This is a genomic window from Stutzerimonas azotifigens DSM 17556 (assembly GCF_000425625.1).
Taxonomy (GTDB): domain Bacteria; phylum Pseudomonadota; class Gammaproteobacteria; order Pseudomonadales; family Pseudomonadaceae; genus Stutzerimonas; species Stutzerimonas azotifigens.
On record NZ_AUDU01000017.1, the window covers coordinates 1 to 15991 of the forward strand.

The 15991-nt window shown below is 62.4% G+C and carries 13 protein-coding genes and 1 tRNA gene; 5 read left to right on the top strand and 9 right to left on the bottom strand.

The features are described from left to right. The first annotated feature begins 295 nt into the window (after positions 1–295). The 3 genes from imuA to H610_RS0100850 are packed head-to-tail and all read left to right on the top strand — an operon-like array spanning position 296 to position 5404. Positions 296–913: a translesion DNA synthesis-associated protein ImuA gene (gene imuA, locus H610_RS0100840; RefSeq protein WP_028237962.1), complete on the top strand. Its 618-nt coding sequence runs from the start codon at positions 296–298 to the stop codon at positions 911–913. Positions 914–920: 7 nt separating this feature from the next. Then, positions 921–2330 (top strand): Y-family DNA polymerase, encoded by a 1410-nt coding sequence (locus H610_RS0100845; protein ID WP_028237963.1) that lies wholly within the window; start codon positions 921–923, stop codon positions 2328–2330. Continuing rightward, positions 2327–5404, top strand: coding sequence for an error-prone DNA polymerase (locus tag H610_RS0100850; RefSeq protein ID WP_028237964.1), 3078 nt, complete (start codon positions 2327–2329; stop codon positions 5402–5404). Before H610_RS0100845 ends, H610_RS0100850 begins: the two co-directional genes overlap by 4 nt. Before the next feature lie 37 nt (positions 5405–5441). On the opposite strand, the gene H610_RS0100855 is transcribed toward H610_RS0100850, so the two are convergent. Continuing rightward, positions 5442–5672, bottom strand: coding sequence for a glutathione S-transferase N-terminal domain-containing protein (locus H610_RS0100855; RefSeq protein WP_028237965.1), 231 nt, complete (start codon positions 5670–5672; stop codon positions 5442–5444). Further along, complete coding sequence (locus tag H610_RS0100860; protein WP_201768338.1) at positions 5669–6709, bottom strand: bifunctional helix-turn-helix transcriptional regulator/GNAT family N-acetyltransferase; 1041 nt, start codon at positions 6707–6709, stop codon at positions 5669–5671. Before H610_RS0100860 ends, H610_RS0100855 begins: the two co-directional genes overlap by 4 nt. 43 nt (positions 6710–6752) lie before the next feature. Between H610_RS0100860 and H610_RS0100865 the strand changes: the two genes are divergently transcribed. Both H610_RS0100865 and H610_RS0100870 read left to right on the top strand, forming a co-directional pair. Beyond that, on the top strand, positions 6753–7538 hold the full coding sequence (locus H610_RS0100865; protein ID WP_161630451.1) for an SDR family NAD(P)-dependent oxidoreductase: 786 nt from the start codon (positions 6753–6755) through the stop codon (positions 7536–7538). Positions 7539–7672: 134 nt separating this feature from the next. After that, positions 7673–8113 carry an NAD(P)-dependent oxidoreductase gene (locus tag H610_RS0100870; protein ID WP_028237968.1) on the top strand — a complete coding sequence of 147 codons (441 nt, stop codon included), beginning with the start codon at positions 7673–7675 and terminating at the stop codon, positions 8111–8113. A 216-nt stretch (positions 8114–8329) separates the two neighbouring features. Here the strand turns inward: H610_RS0100870 and H610_RS25290 are convergent, their stop codons facing one another. The 7 genes from H610_RS25290 to pheT form a co-directional block, all read right to left on the bottom strand. Further along, a complete protein-coding gene (locus tag H610_RS25290; RefSeq protein WP_152529027.1) occupies positions 8330–8695 on the bottom strand; it encodes a ferredoxin reductase domain-containing protein in 366 nt (121 codons plus the stop codon). Between the two features lie 93 nt (positions 8696–8788). Continuing rightward, positions 8789–10255 (bottom strand): hypothetical protein, encoded by a 1467-nt coding sequence (locus H610_RS25295; protein ID WP_152529028.1) that lies wholly within the window; start codon positions 10253–10255, stop codon positions 8789–8791. A 404-nt stretch (positions 10256–10659) separates the two neighbouring features. Beyond that, complete coding sequence (locus tag H610_RS0100885; protein WP_028237970.1) at positions 10660–12417, bottom strand: hypothetical protein; 1758 nt, start codon at positions 12415–12417, stop codon at positions 10660–10662. A gap of 399 nt (positions 12418–12816) precedes the next feature. After that, positions 12817–12893 (bottom strand) — tRNA-Pro (locus H610_RS0100890). 71 nt (positions 12894–12964) lie between these two features. After that, positions 12965–13321 (bottom strand): MerR family transcriptional regulator, encoded by a 357-nt coding sequence (locus H610_RS0100895; RefSeq protein WP_028237971.1) that lies wholly within the window; start codon positions 13319–13321, stop codon positions 12965–12967. Beyond that, positions 13302–13604 carry an integration host factor subunit alpha gene (gene ihfA / locus H610_RS0100900; protein WP_011913482.1) on the bottom strand — a complete coding sequence of 101 codons (303 nt, stop codon included), beginning with the start codon at positions 13602–13604 and terminating at the stop codon, positions 13302–13304. The genes H610_RS0100895 and ihfA overlap by 20 nt, the downstream gene beginning before the upstream one ends. A gap of 3 nt (positions 13605–13607) precedes the next feature. Continuing rightward, positions 13608–15986, bottom strand: coding sequence for a phenylalanine--tRNA ligase subunit beta (gene pheT, locus H610_RS0100905; protein ID WP_028237972.1), 2379 nt, complete (start codon positions 15984–15986; stop codon positions 13608–13610). Positions 15987–15991 lie beyond the last annotated feature (5 nt).

Genomic DNA, 15991 nt, shown 5'->3' on the forward strand with positions numbered 1-15991 from the left:
GCCCTCGGCAGCGGGAGGCGAATCATACAGCGTTATCCAACCCTGTCAACCCGCCTCGCATTCGCCCGATCGCTCCGGCGAAGCCTTCCAACCCATCGACAACCCATTGATTTAAAAGGTCTTTACTAGCGACTGCGCCGGAAGTGGTGCGCATTATAGAGACCCCATCCGGACCGTCAACAACTATTTTCAATTCAGTCATCCCGTAGGAGCGCAACGCTCATCGCATGACCTTGACCGTCATTCGAGAAACCAAATACTGTTTGCATATCCAGTATCAAGGTACACCCTCGTCATGACATCCGTGGTCGCTCTCGACCGCCTGCTCGATGCACGTCGCGTCTGGCGTGGCCAGACCCTCTCCCCTCTGCCTGGCAGCCAGTCGACCGGGCACCCCGCACTGGATGCCGCCCTACCCGGTGGCGGCTGGCCGGAGTCGGCGCTGAGCGAACTCCTCGTTGCCGCGCCTGGGACCGGCGAGCTGCGCCTGCTGTGGCCAACCCTGGCTCGCCTCACCGCCGCCGGGGAGCGGGTGGTGCTGGTCGGCCCGCCGCATGTGCCCTACCCGCAAGCCTGGCTGGCCGCAGGTATCGATCTCGGCCACCTGAGCATCATCCAGGCAACGGGCCGGGATGCCCTCTGGGCGGCCGAGCAATGTCTGCGTTCGGGCAGCTGCGGTGCAGTGCTGTGCTGGCCATGCCAGGCCGATGATCGCGCCCTGCGCCGCCTGCAGGTCGCCGCGGAAAGCGGCCAGACCCTGGGCTTCGCCTATCGTCCCCAGCACGAGGCGGCGAATCCGTCGCCCGCCGCCCTGCGCCTCGCCGTCGACGCACGGCCGGCACAGTGGCGCATATTGAAGTGCCGTGGCGGTCTGGCCCCGGACCGGCCGATCGCGGCCGGCACCTGGCAGTGAGGCCGGCATGCTCTGGGCTTGCATCCTGCTGCCGCAACTGGCCATGGACGGCGTGCTACGTCAGCGCGCCGACGCCGACTCGCCGCTGGCGTTGCTCGCCGGCCCGCCGCAACGTCGCGTGCTGCAGGCCGTCAATGGCAGGGCGCGCGCGCTCGGTCTCAGACCCGGCCAGACGCTCACCGCCGCCCAGGCTCTGACGCGCGACTTCGCCACCGCCGAATACGACCTGGCGATGATCGAATGCTGGCAGCAGTTCCTCGCGGCCTGGGCATACGGCTTCAGCTCGCAGGTCAGCCTGCACTACCCGCGCTGCCTGCTGATGGAGGTGCAGTCCAGCCTCGCCCTGTTCGGTCCCTGGGCGCATTTCGAAGCCCGCCTGCGCGGGGAGCTGGCAGCCCTGGGATTTCGCCAGCGCATCACGGTCGCCCCCAATCCCGCCGCCGCACGCGTACTGGCCAATGCCCACGACGGCCTGGCGGTGACGGATGGCCGGACGCTGCACCAGGCCCTCGGCAGCCTTCCGGTGGAGCGCCTCGGGCTTTCCCGCGAGGTGGCCACGGCGCTCGTACGCATGGGGCTGCGCAGCCTGTCGCAGGTTCTCGCCCTGCCGCGCGACAGCCTGGCCCGGCGTTTCCCCGTCGAGGTGCTGGCCCAGCTCGACACCCTGCTCGGCAGTCGGCCGCTGGCACTGGAGTTCTACCGGCCGCCAGACGTGTTCGATGCGCGCATCGAGCTGAATTTCGAAGTGGAGTCGCACCAGGCGCTGCTGTTTCCGCTGCGCCGCCTGACCGCCGACCTGGCTGCCTACCTGGCCGGGCGCGACAGCGGCGTGCAGCGCTTCGTCCTGCACCTGGAGCACCGCAACGGTGCCGGCAGCCAGGTCCAGATCGGCCTGCTCGCCGCCGAACGGGAGGCGGCCATGCTCTTCGAGCTGGCCCGCGGGCGCCTGGAGCAGCTGCAACTGCCGGCACCAGTACTGGCCGTGCGCCTGGTGGCCCGCGAGTTGCCGCCCTTCACTCCGGAGCACCGGCAACTGTTCGACGAGCGCCCGCAGCAGTCGCTGCCCTGGGAGCAACTGCGTGAGCGCCTGCGCGCCCGGCTCGGCGACGACGCCGTGCAGGGCCTCGGCGCCCGCGCCGAGCATCGGCCCGAACACGCCTGGACGACGCAACCGGCGGTTCTGCCGCTGCCGCCTTGCGGGCCCCGCCCCGGCTGGCTGCTGAGCGAACCGCAGCCGCTGCGCGAAGCCTCGGTGCGCATCCTCGCCGGCCCTGAGCGCATCGAGTCCGGCTGGTGGGACGGCGGCGACGTGCGCCGCGACTATTACCTGGTGGAAACCCGCAGCGGCCAGCGCGGCTGGGCCTTTCGCGCACTGGGAGACGAGGGGCCGCTGCTGCTGCACGGCTGGTTTGCATGAACGACTACGCCGAGCTGCACTGCCTGTCCAACTTCAGCTTCCAGCGTGGCGCCTCCAGCGCCAAGGAGCTGTTCGAGCGCGCCCTGCGGCTCGGCTACCGCGCCCTGGCGATCACCGACGAATGCACCCTGGCGGGCATCGTGCGAGCCTGGAAGGCCTCGCAGGACAGCGGCCTGCCGCTGATCGTCGGCAGCGAAATGCGCGTCGACAGCGGGCCGAAACTGGTGCTGCTGGTCGAGAACCTGAGTGGCTACCAGGCACTGTGCCGGCTGATCACCCAGGCCCGACGGCGTGCCGAAAAGGGGCGCTACCGGCTGCTGCGCGAGGATCTGGACGCACCGCTGGACGGCCTGCTGGCGATCTGGCTGGCGGAAGACGATGCTCGGCACGGCGCCTGGCTGCGCGAGCGCTTCCCCGAGCGGCTGTGGCTCGGGGTCGAACTGCACCGGGGACCGGACGACGCCGCGCGGCTGCGCACGCTGCTCGACCTGGCCGAAACCCTCGGTCTGCCGCCGGTGGCCTGCGGCGACGTGCACATGCACGCCCGCGGCCGCCGCGCCCTGCAGGACTGCATGACCGCGATCCGCCACCACCTGCCGGTGGTCGAGGCCGGCGCCTATCTTTATCCAAACGGCGAGCGCCATCTGCGCCGGCGCGAGGAGCTGACCGAGCTGTACCCGCCAGCCCTGCTCGACGAGACAGTGCGCATCGCCGAACGCTGCACCTTCGATCTCGGCCAGTTGGAATACCAGTATCCCCACGAGCTGGTGCCTGCCGGGCACGACGCCACTTCCTGGCTGCGCGCGCTGGTCGAAGAAGGCGCGCGCTGGCGCTGGCCGGACGGTGTGCCGGCGAAAGCCCGCGAACGAATCGAGCATGAACTGGACCTGATCGCCGAACTGGAATACGAGAGCTATTTCCTGACCGTCCACGACATCGTCCGCTGGGCCCGTGATCAGCAGATTCTTTGCCAGGGTCGCGGCTCGGCGGCCAACTCCACGGTGTGCTTCACACTGGGCATCACCGAACTGGATCCGACGCTACCGGACCGCCGGCTGCTGTTCGAGCGCTTCCTCTCCCGCGAACGCGACGAGCCGCCGGACATCGACGTCGACTTCGAGCACGAGCGTCGCGAGGAAGTCATCCAGTACGTGTTTCGCCGCTATGGGCGCGGGCGCGCGGCGCTCACCGCGGTGGTCAGCACCTATCACGGGGCCGGCGCGGTGCGCGACGTGGCCAAGGCCCTCGGATTGCCGCCGGACCAGATCAACATGCTGGCCGACTGCTGCGGCCACTGGAGCGACCAGGCGCCCTCACCCGAGCGCCTGGCCGAGGCCGGCTTCGACCCGGACAGCCCGCTGCTGCGCCGGGTACTGGTACTGACCGAGGCACTGATCGGCTTCCCTCGCCACCTGTCGCAGCACCCGGGCGGCTTCGTCATTTCCGAGCATCCGCTGGAAACCCTGGTCCCGGTGGAGAACGCGAGCATGACCGACCGCACGGTGATCCAGTGGGACAAGGATGACCTCGACCAGGTCGGCCTGCTCAAGGTCGACGTGCTGGCGCTCGGCATGCTCAGCGCCTTGCGCCGCTGCTTCGATCTGCTCGCGCACTACCGAGGCACCCGCTGGACCCTCGCCAGCCTGCCTCAGGAGGACCCGGCCACCTACGAGATGATCAGCCGCGCCGACACCATCGGCGTGTTCCAGATCGAGTCGCGGGCGCAGATGGCCATGCTGCCGCGCCTGCGCCCCCGGAGGTTCTACGACCTGGTGATCCAGGTGGCCATCGTCCGCCCGGGGCCGATCCAGGGCGACATGGTCCACCCCTACCTGCGCCGGCGGAACGGGGAAGAGGCGGTGGATTATCCCTCCGCAGAGCTGAAGCCGGTCTTCGAACGCACCCTGGGCGTGCCACTGTTCCAGGAACAGGTCATGGAACTGGCCATGGTCGCGGCCGACTACACGGCGGGCGAAGCCGATGAATTGCGCCGCAGCATGGCCGCCTGGAAGCGCCATGGCGGCCTGGAATCTCATCGAGAGCGCCTTACCACGCGGATGCTCGCCAAGCAGTACGAACCCGAGTTCATTGCGCGCATCTTCGAACAGATCAAAGGCTTCGGCAGCTACGGCTTCCCCGAATCCCACGCCGCCAGCTTCGCCCTGCTCACCTACGCCAGCAGCTGGCTGAAGTGCCACGAGCCGGCCGCCTTCGCCTGTGCGCTGGTCAACAGCTGGCCGATGGGCTTCTACAGCCCCGACCAGGTGCTGCAGGACGTCCGTCGCCACGGTATCGAGGTCCGTCCACTGGACGTCCGTCACAGCGGCTGGGATTGCAGCCTGGAGCCCGCCGGCGATGAACGGCAGCCGGCCATCCGCCTGGGCCTGCGCATGATCCGCGGCCTGCGCGAGGCGGATGCGCGGCGTATCGAGGCCGCACGCCGGGAACACCCCTTCGGCGATGTCGAGGACCTCAGCCTGCGTGCCGGGCTGGATGCCCGTGCCCGCGAACGGCTGGCCGATGCCGGCGCCCTGCGCGGCCTCGCCGGCCACCGTCACCGGGCGCGCTGGGCGGTGGCCGCGGTCGAGCCGCAGTTGCCGCTGTTCGCCGGGCAGCCGGCGCCCCGCGAGGCGCCGGTGAACCTGCCCCGGCCCTCGGTCGGCGAGGACCTGCTCACCGACTACGCCACCCTCGGCACCACCCTCGGGCCGCACCCACTGACGCTGCTGCGCCCCCGGCTCGCGGCCCTGCGCTGCCGCAGCTCGCGCGACCTGCCCAACGTCGAGTCCGGCCGACCGGTCAGCGTCGCCGGCCTGGTGATCGGCCGCCAGCGCCCGCAGACCGCCAGCGGCGTGATCTTCGTCACCCTCGAGGACGAGTTCGGCCTGGTCAACGTGATCGTCTGGCACGACCTGGCCGAGCGCCAGCGACGGGTGCTGGTGCAATCACGCCTGCTGCGCATCGACGGACACCTGGAGGCGGCGAATGGCGTGCGCCATGTCATTGCCGGCCGGCTGCGCGACCTCACCCCACTGCTGGCCGGGTTGAATGTACGCAGCAGGGACTTTCAGTGACGCAAATACCGGAACCGCATTCCGACTCGCCTGCTCGCTAAAACCCGATGGCGAGCCTTGGCAAGGTTGCGATGATAAGCGTGGAGCCGATCAGTACGGCGCCGTCGTCCAGAACCAGCGGGGCCTTCACGCCAGGATTCAGGCCCCTGAAGCGCTCGTAGCCACTGAAGATGGACAGGGGAAGATGGTCGAAGTCCACGTCCAGAAATCCGAGGGTGATGGCGGTCCGCCTGACATAGGGTGAGTCGAGCTTGCCGACGAGCTTCACGGGTTCATCCTCTCGCCTGGGTTGCCGGGCGGGCGCGCCCGCACAAAACATTGTTCGATGACCTTCGTTCCCCACTGCTGTCCCTCGGACGCCTCCTCCAGCACGAATCCCTGACTTTCATAGAGCCGGCGCGCGGCGTCCAGGCCCTGGAAGGTCCATAGCCGCGTTTTCGAGAACCCTCCCGCGTCGCAGAATGCCAGCGCCTCTTGCAGCAACCGCCGCCCCGCGCCGGCGCCGCGAAAGCCGTCCTCCATGATGAACCAGCGCAGGTGCGCGCAATGCTCGGGCAGGTCCTCGCCGTCAATGGCCACCGAACCCACGATCCGCTGATCCGAGATGGCCAGCCACAGGCCGTTGCAGGACCTGTCCAGGCGCCCGGTGAACTCGGCCAGGCCGCCAGCGACCTTTCTTTCGAAGAAAGACCCGAATCCGGCTTGCGAGCCATAGAACCTCGCATGCATCTCGACGATGCGCCCGATGGCGCCACATCGGTAGCCACGCTCGATCTGGATCGGACGAATGACACCCGAGGAACCGCCTTGCCGGTTCGCAGCCAGGGCGCGCGCATACATTGCCAGGCCCGAGGAGACTTCGTGCTGCTGTTCCGGCGCCAGTTGGGCCAGGGCTTCGGCCACCTGCTTTCTGCCGAAGGCTTCGATGGAGGTATGCGAGCGCTTGCCCTTGGCCGTCAGGGACAGCCATTTGACCCGGCCATCGGTCTCGCAGGCAGATTCCTCCAGCTCTCCCGCGTCGATCAGCTTGCGCACCATGCGGCTGACGCTGGATCGCTCGAGGCAAAGCCGTTCGCAGAGCTGCGCGGCGGTCAGGCGGCCCCGGGGACCGATCTCGAGAATCGTGTGAACCGCCGAAGGTGGATACTCGGTCGCCGCGAGGGTGGTCTGCATGAACCCCAGTTCACGCACCATCTCCCGTGAGGCGGAGCGAATGCTGTCGATGAGTTGCAGGTTCCGGTGCGCCACTTCTCGCTCCTCGTTTTTGTTGCACGCTACAACAATATCGCCGACCATGCCAAGCATCGGCCGGCACGACGCTGCAGGCCATCGTTCGGGAGAAGCGCCCATGCCGGACCAGGATATGACCGTCGTTCAGCCTTGCCGCCTTCGCGGAAGGGTATGCCTCGTCACGGGAGGCGGTAGCGGCATCGGGCGGGCCACGGCGCTGCTGATGGCGCGCGAAGGTGCTCGAGCGGTGGTGGTGGCGGGCAGGCGCGAGGACGAAGGGAACGCGGTCGCCGCCCAGGCCCGGCGCCATGGGTGTCGTTCTCTCTTCATTCGCACCGACGTCACCCGCGAAGAGGACGTCGTTCGACTGATCGAGCGGACGGTCGAGGAGTTCGGCGGGCTGGACGTCGCGTTCAACAACGCGGGCCTCCAAGAGAAACGCGCTCCGCTGGAGCGACAGGGAAGCGAGGTCTACACGAGGATCTTCAATGCCAACGTACGATCCGTCTTCCTCTGCCTGAAGTACCAGATCCCTCACATGGTGGCTCAGGGTGACGGCCGGATAGTGATCAATGCATCGGTCAGCGGTATGCGCAACCCGAACCCCGGCCTGGCGCTGTATTCCGCCTCCAAGGCAGCAGTGATTTCACTGACGCGCTCGGCGGCACTGGAATGCGCGCCCCGAGGGCTCCGGATCAATGCCATCGCCCCCGGCCGGGTGGTCACCGACATGATGTTGTCTTCCGGCATTGCCGACATGTCGGCTGTCGGCGCAAGCCTGCCGTTGAGGCGCATGGGAAGCCCCGAGGAGGTTGCCGAAGCGGTCGTCTGGCTATCGTCGGATCAGTCCGCCTATGTCGTCGGCCACGTACTGGTCGCCGACGGTGGCTTCATGGTGACTTGAACGCTTTCGCTACACGTTGCGTCACGCTCACCAGCTCGCCCGATAAAGGGCCAGCCCTGGTCGGGTATGCGGACAGGGCGCCGATGGGTAGCCGATCATCATCAATCGTCCCCACCTTGAACCTGGAGGTTCACATGCGTGTTGGCTTCATCGGGCCCGGCATCATGGGACAGCCCATTGCATTGAATCTGGCGCGCGCCTGCGTGCCGCTCATCGTCCTGATCACCTTGGTGACCGGCTTCGTCGGCGCGCATAGGCTGGATCCGGATCGGCTCCGCGCGATCCTCGACGCCGGCCCGATGGCGCGCAGGATGTCGCGAGCAAAAGGACTCAAGCTCGCCATCAGGGACCTGGAAGCTCAAGCCGCGATAACCGATGTTCTAAAGAACAGCCGGCTTGTCGCCGAAGCGGCCGCTGGCACCGGCCTCGCGCGCCCCCTGATGGGTGTCTGCCTCTCGTTGTTCAACGAAGCGGTCTCGCCCGGGTTCGGCCACGCAGACATGATCGCCGTCATCAAGGCGACCGAAGCACGAAGCGATGCCGCTGCACGCCACGAAGAAGGCGGTACGCCATGAACTCCCCAGGCTCGGCGCCCACCATGCCGTAGGCTTCTATCTGCGAAAGCAGGATGTGGACGTCACTCATCCACGGCCTATCCCTCACCGTAGCTCTTGGTCATGAAAAAAGCCTGGAGCTGGCTATGCCGCATTTGTCCGCCATTGCGGACGCCATCTACCGGTATCACAGCTCTCCATTGCTGAGCGAGTTCATGGACACAGTCCTGGCTCGCTTTATGCGAGAAAACGATTACGCGCCCAAGGCGGCCTACATGCTTCGAGCGCGGATGGCACGATGACGCCCGCCGCGTCCAGCACTTGGGCGACGGTTTGGTCGGCAGGCACCTGTAGCACTTGCCCGCTACTGCTCAGCTGGACTTCGAAGCTGCCGTCATCCACCTGCGCGGTGGGGGCTGCGCTGAAATACTCACGATGCAGGTTCGCCTCGTGCCAGCCTTGCGCCCTGGCGGTGCTCAATACGTGCGCCATGAAGCCGCTTGGACCACAGACATAGAGATGCGTACCGTCTTCCGGCGCAGCCAGCACAGTCGGCGCGTCGAGCGGCTCACCGCCCGCGCCATCATCAAAGTGGCTGGCCACCAGTGATAAATAATTAATTGAGATTAGATGGAATCTGATGACGCTTTGCGTTGGGATTGAGCAACGCCTATACGAGCTTGCTTAAAAGAATTGCTAAGCAAGTTCTGATAATGAAAACCGGCGATTTACATTTGCCAAGCAGGTTTGTTTTAGATGCTTAAGAACATCATCTTCTGATTCTGACGGAAACAAATCCCCTGCATCATAAGCGTTAGAGATTTTAAAGCCGGGGCCAAGCCTGATTTTTACACCCAAATATCGCGCGCAGTAATTTCGCGCTAGGTTTCCAGCACCTCCTAGCAGACCACACTGTTGCCTTTCAGGTCTTTTGGCACCACTACCCGAAAGGATTGAGTTTAGGTCCAGATACGTATGTAGACCTTTAACTAAAGGGAAAACGTAAATAGTCGGCCAATCTTCAGAAGATCTTTCATTCCAAGAGTGGCTTTTATACTCCATCTTCCCGTTACTGGCGATGCACTTCCTTGTTGCGAACCAAGCTGCAATGGTGTGCTCGCGAGTTATATCTAAATATGCGGAAGGCGCCCCATACTGCTGCAGAATTAAGCCTCTTTGATAGGACTCTAAACCGCTAGCGTTAACTGCTGCCACACCAGCGGCTTGTGTATTGATGTTAGCTTGGCTGCCACTAGGTATAATCTGCTTTGCATAATAAACCCACTCCGCCAATTCAAGCACAAGCCCTTCATAATGGCTCTCACAATCTAAGAATTCATCATATTTCCGATACAGAGATGGCGTAAAATCAGAGTCCCTTACGTTTGAGTACGGAGTAATGTTTAGCTGAGTTAGAATGGAGCGATCTGGAGTCTGGTAGTCCTGGCTCTGCCCCCTAAACCAAAGTTCGACACCTGGTAAATTACTGGCGCTATCTTTTAGTACTTTTATTAGATCCCCAAGCTCGGACTCTGAATTTACCACCAATACAGGAGGAGATGCTAATTTTATAGGGTCGGTTTCTGGAGGTATCAAATCTTTAAGCAACAGCCTTCCTGCAAAAGCTCCGCCTGATAGCATGTCATCAGCCCGGTTCTTCCAAAGACCTTCAGATAGCTGGACTGGCATTGATTTGAGGTGTGATGACCAAACATCTATTGCTAGACAATGGTTATGAATCTTGCCATTTCTGGGGAGGTAAACAAATCCATACAATGGATCAAGAAGATACAAAGGCGATTGAAATCCACTCTCCATCATCTTTCTTGCGTCGGACTCTGGAGAGTATCGCCTCAACATTTCAAGAGACACTAGTGAGAGCCTGCAGTCTTTGTGCCTCTCTCGAATAATTGGATTGATATTGAGTTTCTCGAAAGCTCTATCTAGATATCGCGACTGGACCGGATGAGCAGGCTCTATTGTTAATGCAGACTTTTCATGCGGATTTGAGAGCCCCAGACTTTTAATAACTTTTGCCAGCTCTGTAAAATATGATGCTCGCGCGGCCTGTTCCTTATGAAGCCCTTTGAAGCCTCTAATACTCGAGGCTCTACTGGCGGCATTTTTTGCCTCTAATAGCGCTGTCTTCCACTCTTCATGCATTATTATTAATCGCTGTCATTTAATTTTCTGGCCGAAAGCGCATCTAACTATAAATATGACGCCATGTTGTGAAAAACATGAGGTGATGAATCCAGCGGAACGTCCTGGGGTAGACTGGGCGAAGTAAAATGGCGGACTAAGCTCACCACAACTACAACTCCTTAGCTGGCGGTGTTCGAGCTAGCGCAAGACTACCTCCCAGCGAGGGTCACTCACAATCTCTGCTCCATCGATCTATTGTGACAGGCTGCTTTTGGCCAGCTCTAGCTTCTCGCTCAAGATTGCTCTCGGAAAAGCAGCCGGTCTACCCAATAAAAACTATCCCCCCTTTCCACGCGATTGAGCAACTTGCTCCCGAAGGGCCGGACTGACCTCCGTAAGGTTATCTGCACGCACGCCCACCTTCAGGCGCGCGAAAGGATTCGTTTGAGAGGAGCATTGATTGCATCAAATGAATTGATGACACCATCTAGGACAAAATCTAGTGCTCGCCCGTATCCCTGATGCAGGCTCGCGATATCGAATCCTTGATCCTGTAGCCTCTGAAGGGACTCACCCACTGAGTCATGGGCGTCAGCAATTCGAAAATCATTGGCAACAAATAGCATCGCCAATCCAGAATTCCTGTCATCCCAATGTTCTGGCACCTGGTCGCTCTTAAAAGCGTCCACTGCCTCTTCGTCATTATCTAAGCGTTGCAGGATGTTCAACAACGTTTGCAACAGCCTCAAGCTTGCCCGATTAGAAATCTTGACTCGTGGAACACCGGCCATTTGCAAAATTTGTTTTAGAAAACCGTTGGGTAGCTTTTGCCAAAGCTCATGGATGGACTTGCATCGAGCTAGGAACGCTTGCTGGGTCATCGCTATAGGAGCAACTTGGGCGAGCTTTTCAAGCTGAGGGTAATGCAGCCAACCATCGTCCTTTACTACGCTGCGCGTGAATCCAATCAAGTCGTTTGCGGACCTTTCTATGCCCAAGGCGCCTGCGAGTTCGGACAGACTCTCCCCCAAAGCCAGCAGTTGAGCCAATAGCCTATCCACCTTTGAGACGATGTGCTCTTCGCTCATATCGTGCTGAGCGACGATATGGGGATCTAGCGCATGGGCATGCGCATGCAGAATCTCTCGGTCCGGCGTTCCTTTGTATAGCTCGCGCAATGGCACCCTAATCAGGTTGCGACCAACGCGCATGCAGCCTGAGAAGGCCCACTGCCCCAAGTAAGAGGGACTACAGTGCCAGAAGCCATACAGGTTGACTGGAGTGCTATCGTAGAAACTGCTCTGCTCATATCGCTCAAGAAATCTGTCGTCGAGATAGATGCTGTCTTCGTTCAAAATAGCGTTGGCGCTGACGCGGGTGACCGCATTCTTAATACCGGGCCAATGTAGGCCTTCGGCACTCTGCTCCGGGGAAAGCTCGCAGGAAATAGCCTCTACAGTCGCCCATACCTGAAGGAGGAAACCATCACGCTCCTCTCGAATATCACCCTCAAGCCAGCCTCCACTCGCCCCAAGCTCGACAAACTGACGTCCGTTCATCCACTCGCGCAGCTCCGGAACGTCTTGAAGCATCACCTTGTAATAGAGCTGGCGAACACCACGCCCGCCTCTTAGCCACAGATACTTGCGCAGGTACTCATTGGACATGAACCATTGGATTTGACGGGACGCAGTAAAGTAGTACTGGGCTGAGATCTCACCCTCCGCAACGCCGAACTCAGGAAGCCCGAGATCATCGTAGACCAGCCGCTGCTGCTCATTGCCGAAGCAACGAGGGGTGAGTCCTAGTGTCATCCATACCTTTTCCGCCAAGTGATAGGTATAGAAAGACCCATCCCCCCAAGATGCGACGATATAGTCATATCCACTCACGCTGGGCGAGAAGCCTCTCTCGCTACCCTTCTCACGCAGTATCGGAGTCGAATAAGCAACCTGACCTTGTTCGCTACTAAGGATGGGGACAGCGCTATGACTGTCGCCGGGAACGACAGCCATCAGCATAAATACAGCCTCGCGTTTCGGCTCGGAGGGGGCATCTTCTGTGAAGCAACTGACCTCCACCCGAAGCGCTGGATCGGTACCGATTGGTTGTAGCAGTAGGCGTAACCGTTCTGGCAGCAAATGTGCTGGAACAGGGAATGCTGCGAGGTAATCAATCATCTATATGCGTCCTTGCCTCTTAACGCCAACCCACATCAATTCTTCGCTCGGCGAAAACCCCAGGATGAGAGCGGCAAAATTTTGCTTGTTTGAACTCGGGCAGCCAAGGCGCAGGGAGCGGCTCAAATCTCTGCCTGTTAGCCTTGCGTGAACCACCTTTGTACTGTAGATGCCTCTGACCGATCTGAGCCCTCGCACTGAGCATCAGAGCTGAAGGGATCGAAACCCCAAAAGCAGGTAAGCATTTTCAGAAGCATGGCGTCACCGGACACAAAGTGCGAGCGCAGCACAAACGGTCACCAAACGGTCACCAAAACCGATCACGAGGGGCTTATGAAAAAACTACTGCCCATAAAAAAATCCAGTCACCGCTAAGTGACTGGATTTTCTAGGGTTTTTTGGTCGGGACGGAGTGATTCGAACACTCGACCCCTTGCACCCCATGCAAGTGCGCTACCAGGCTGCGCTACGCCCCGACTGATGCCTACTGGGTAGGCGGAGCGCACTATACACTAATCGCCTGATAAGTAAAACAATTCCCCGTTGGTTACTTTCCGAGCACCTGCAGCAGCTGCTCGAGTTCAACGATCATCTGACGGATCAGCTGGCGGTACTGGGTGGTGTCTTCGCGTGCTTCGTCGCCGGAGAGGCGTTGGCGGGCGCCGCCGATGGTGAAGCCCTGGTCGTAGAGCAGCGAGCGTATCTGGCGGATCATCAGCACGTCCTGGCGCTGATAGTAGCGGCGGTTGCCCCGCCGTTTGACCGGGTTGAGCTGTGGGAATTCCTGCTCCCAATAGCGCAGCACGTGCGGTTTCACCGCACAGAGCTCGCTGACTTCGCCAATCGTGAAGTACCGCTTCCCGGGGATGACGGGGAGTTCGTCGTTATGGCTTGGTTCCAGCATAGGCCTCGACCCTTGCCTTGAGTTTCTGACCCGGCCGGAACGTCACGACTCGTCTGGCAGTGATCGGGATTTCCTCGCCCGTCTTGGGGTTGCGACCGGGGCGCTGACGCTTGTCCCTGAGATCGAAGTTGCCGAAGCCGGACAACTTGACCTGCTCGTTATGTTCGAGCGCCTGGCGGATTTCTTCGAAGAACAGCTCCACGAGCTCCTTGGCCTCACGCTTGTTCAGGCCCAGCTCTTCGTAAAGACGTTCCGCCATCTCAGCTTTCGTCAGTGCCCCCATACGCTATTTCCTTAACGTGGCATCGAACCTTTCTTCCAGCGAGGCGAGCACGGACTGAGCAAAACCGTTCACCTCTTCGTCGTTTAGAGTGCGGGATGGGTGCTGCCAGGTCAAGCCGAAGGCCAGGCTTTTACCAAGCGGATCAATGCCTTTACCGTGATAGACATCAAACAACTTGAGGTCTTGCAACAAGGGCCCTGCGGCCTCCCGGACGGCACCCAAAATTTCCGCAGCCGGCACGTCGCGGCCGACCACCACGGCGAAGTCCCTTCGCACTTCGGGGAAGCGGGACAGCTCGCTGAACTTCGGCAGTGCGCCTTCCGCGATGGCCGCCAGATCGAGTTCGAACAGCAGCACCGTCTGCGCCAACCCGAGGTTGGACGCCAGCGAGGGGTGAAGCGTTCCGAGGAAGCCCACCGGCTTGCCGGCGCGCACGATCCTGGCGGTCTGGCCCGGGTGCAGGGCCGGATGCTCGGCGGGTTCGAAGTCGTATGCGCCTTCCAGCCCGCCGGGCAGATCCAGCAGCGCCTCGATGTCCGCCTTCACGTCGTAGAAGTCGACGTCCTGGCGCGGGTTGCTCCAGGCCTCGACCAGCCGCGAACCGGTCACCGCCCCGGCGATCACCTTCTCCTGACGAAGCCCGTCCAGTTGCCCGACGAAGCGCAGGCCGGTCTCGAAGATGCGCACCCGGCTCTGCTGCCGGTTGAGGTTGTGCTGGACGACCTTGATCAGTCCCGGCCACAGCGACGCGCGCATGGCGGACATGTCGGCGGAGATGGGGTTGGCCAGCAGCAGCGGCTCGACACCCGGCGAGAACAGCTCGAATGCCTTCGGGTCGATGAAGCTGTAGGTGATCACTTCCTGGTAGCCACGCGCGACCAGCAGCCGACGCATCGCCGGAACGCCCGCCTCCGCCTCGGAAGCGGCATGTGGGGCGAGCCGGGCCTGCGGGTAGCGCACCGGCAGCTGGTTGTAACCGTACAGCCGCCCCAGCTCTTCGATCAGGTCGATTTCGATCGAAACGTCGAAACGGTGCGAGGGTACGGAGACGCGCCAGCCCGCCTCCTGCGCGACCAGCCCGAAACCAAGCCCCTGGAGAATCCGCTCGACCTGGACATCCTCCAGGCTGAGCCCGAGGACCTGTTCGATCCGCGCGCGCCTGAGTTCGATGTCGGCCGGCTTCGGCAGCACCGCCTCGTCTGCCGCCTCGACCACCGGGCCGGCGCTGCCGCCGACGATGGCCAGCACCAGCTCGGTGGCCCGCTCGATCGCCTGTCGCGCCAGCTGCGGATCGACGCCGCGCTCGTAGCGGTGCGAAGCGTCGGTGTGCAGCCCGTAGGAGCGGGCGGTACCAGCGAGCGCGATCGGATCGAAGTAGGCGCTCTCCAGGAACAGGGAGGTCGTGCTTTCGGAAATGCCGCTGTGCTCGCCCCCCATGACGCCTGCAATCGCCAGCGGTCGCTCGTGGTCGGCGATGACCAGCGTCTTCTCGCTCAGCGTAACGTCCTGCCCGTCGAGCAGGGTCAGGCGCTCGTCCTGTCCGGCGAGGCGCACCCGGATGCCGCCGCGGATTTGCTCCAGATCGAAGGCGTGCATCGGCTGGCCGAGTTCGAGCATCACGTAGTTGGTGATGTCGACGACCGCATCGATCGAGCGGATGCCGGAGCGACGCAACCGCTCGGCCATCCAGCCCGGCGTCGGGCGGGACAGATCGATGCCGCTGATGACACGCCCGAGGTAGCGCGGGCAGGCCTGGGGCGCCAGGATTTCCACCGGTCGAGAGGTGTCGATGCTAGGCACGACCGGCTCGATCGCCGGCTCCCGAACGGGTACCTGATAAATCGCCCCCACTTCGCGGGCCAGCCCGCGCAGCGAGAGGCAATCGCCCCGGTTCGGGGTAAGGCCGATTTCGATGCTGACGTCGTCGAGCCTGAGGTAGTCGCGCACCGACTGGCCGACCGGCGCATCGCTGGCGAACTCCATGAGGCCGCTGTGATCTTCGCTGAGATCCAGCTCCGCCGCCGAGCACAGCATGCCCTGCGACTCGACGCCACGCAGCTTGGCCTTCTTGATCTTCAGCCCGCCCGGCAGCTCGGCGCCGATGCGCGCGAACGGTACCCGCAGGCCGGGCCGTACGTTGGGCGCGCCGCAGACCACCTGCACGGTCTGCGCGCCGTCGCTGACCTGGCAGACGCGCAGCTTGTCGGCATCCGGATGCGGCTCGACCGCGCTCACTTCGGCCACCACCACATCGTCGAAACGGCCGGCAACCGGCGTGACCGCGTCCACCTCCAGCCCGACCATCGACAGGCGCGCCACCAGCTCCTCGCGGGAAACGCCCGGCTCGGCCAGGCTACGGAGCCATTGTTCGCTGAATTTCATGCTGC

Excerpts from the sequence above, each read along its gene's own strand:
- imuA (WP_028237962.1), top strand. The coding sequence starts at position 296 with ATGACATCCGTGGTCGCTCTCGACCGCCTGCTCGATGCACGTCGCGTC.
- H610_RS0100845 (WP_028237963.1), top strand. The coding sequence starts at position 921 with ATGCTCTGGGCTTGCATCCTGCTGCCGCAACTGGCCATGGACGGCGTG.
- H610_RS0100850 (WP_028237964.1), top strand. The coding sequence starts at position 2,327 with ATGAACGACTACGCCGAGCTGCACTGCCTGTCCAACTTCAGCTTCCAG.
- H610_RS0100860 (WP_201768338.1), bottom strand. The coding sequence starts at position 6,709 with ATGCTTGGCATGGTCGGCGATATTGTTGTAGCGTGCAACAAAAACGAG.
- H610_RS0100865 (WP_161630451.1), top strand. The coding sequence starts at position 6,753 with ATGCCGGACCAGGATATGACCGTCGTTCAGCCTTGCCGCCTTCGCGGA.
- H610_RS0100870 (WP_028237968.1), top strand. The coding sequence starts at position 7,673 with ATGCGTGTTGGCTTCATCGGGCCCGGCATCATGGGACAGCCCATTGCA.
- H610_RS25295 (WP_152529028.1), bottom strand. The coding sequence starts at position 10,255 with ATGCATGAAGAGTGGAAGACAGCGCTATTAGAGGCAAAAAATGCCGCC.
- H610_RS0100885 (WP_028237970.1), bottom strand. The coding sequence starts at position 12,417 with ATGATTGATTACCTCGCAGCATTCCCTGTTCCAGCACATTTGCTGCCA.
- H610_RS0100895 (WP_028237971.1), bottom strand. The coding sequence starts at position 13,321 with ATGCTGGAACCAAGCCATAACGACGAACTCCCCGTCATCCCCGGGAAG.
- ihfA (WP_011913482.1), bottom strand. The coding sequence starts at position 13,604 with ATGGGGGCACTGACGAAAGCTGAGATGGCGGAACGTCTTTACGAAGAG.
- pheT (WP_028237972.1), bottom strand. The coding sequence starts at position 15,986 with ATGAAATTCAGCGAACAATGGCTCCGTAGCCTGGCCGAGCCGGGCGTT.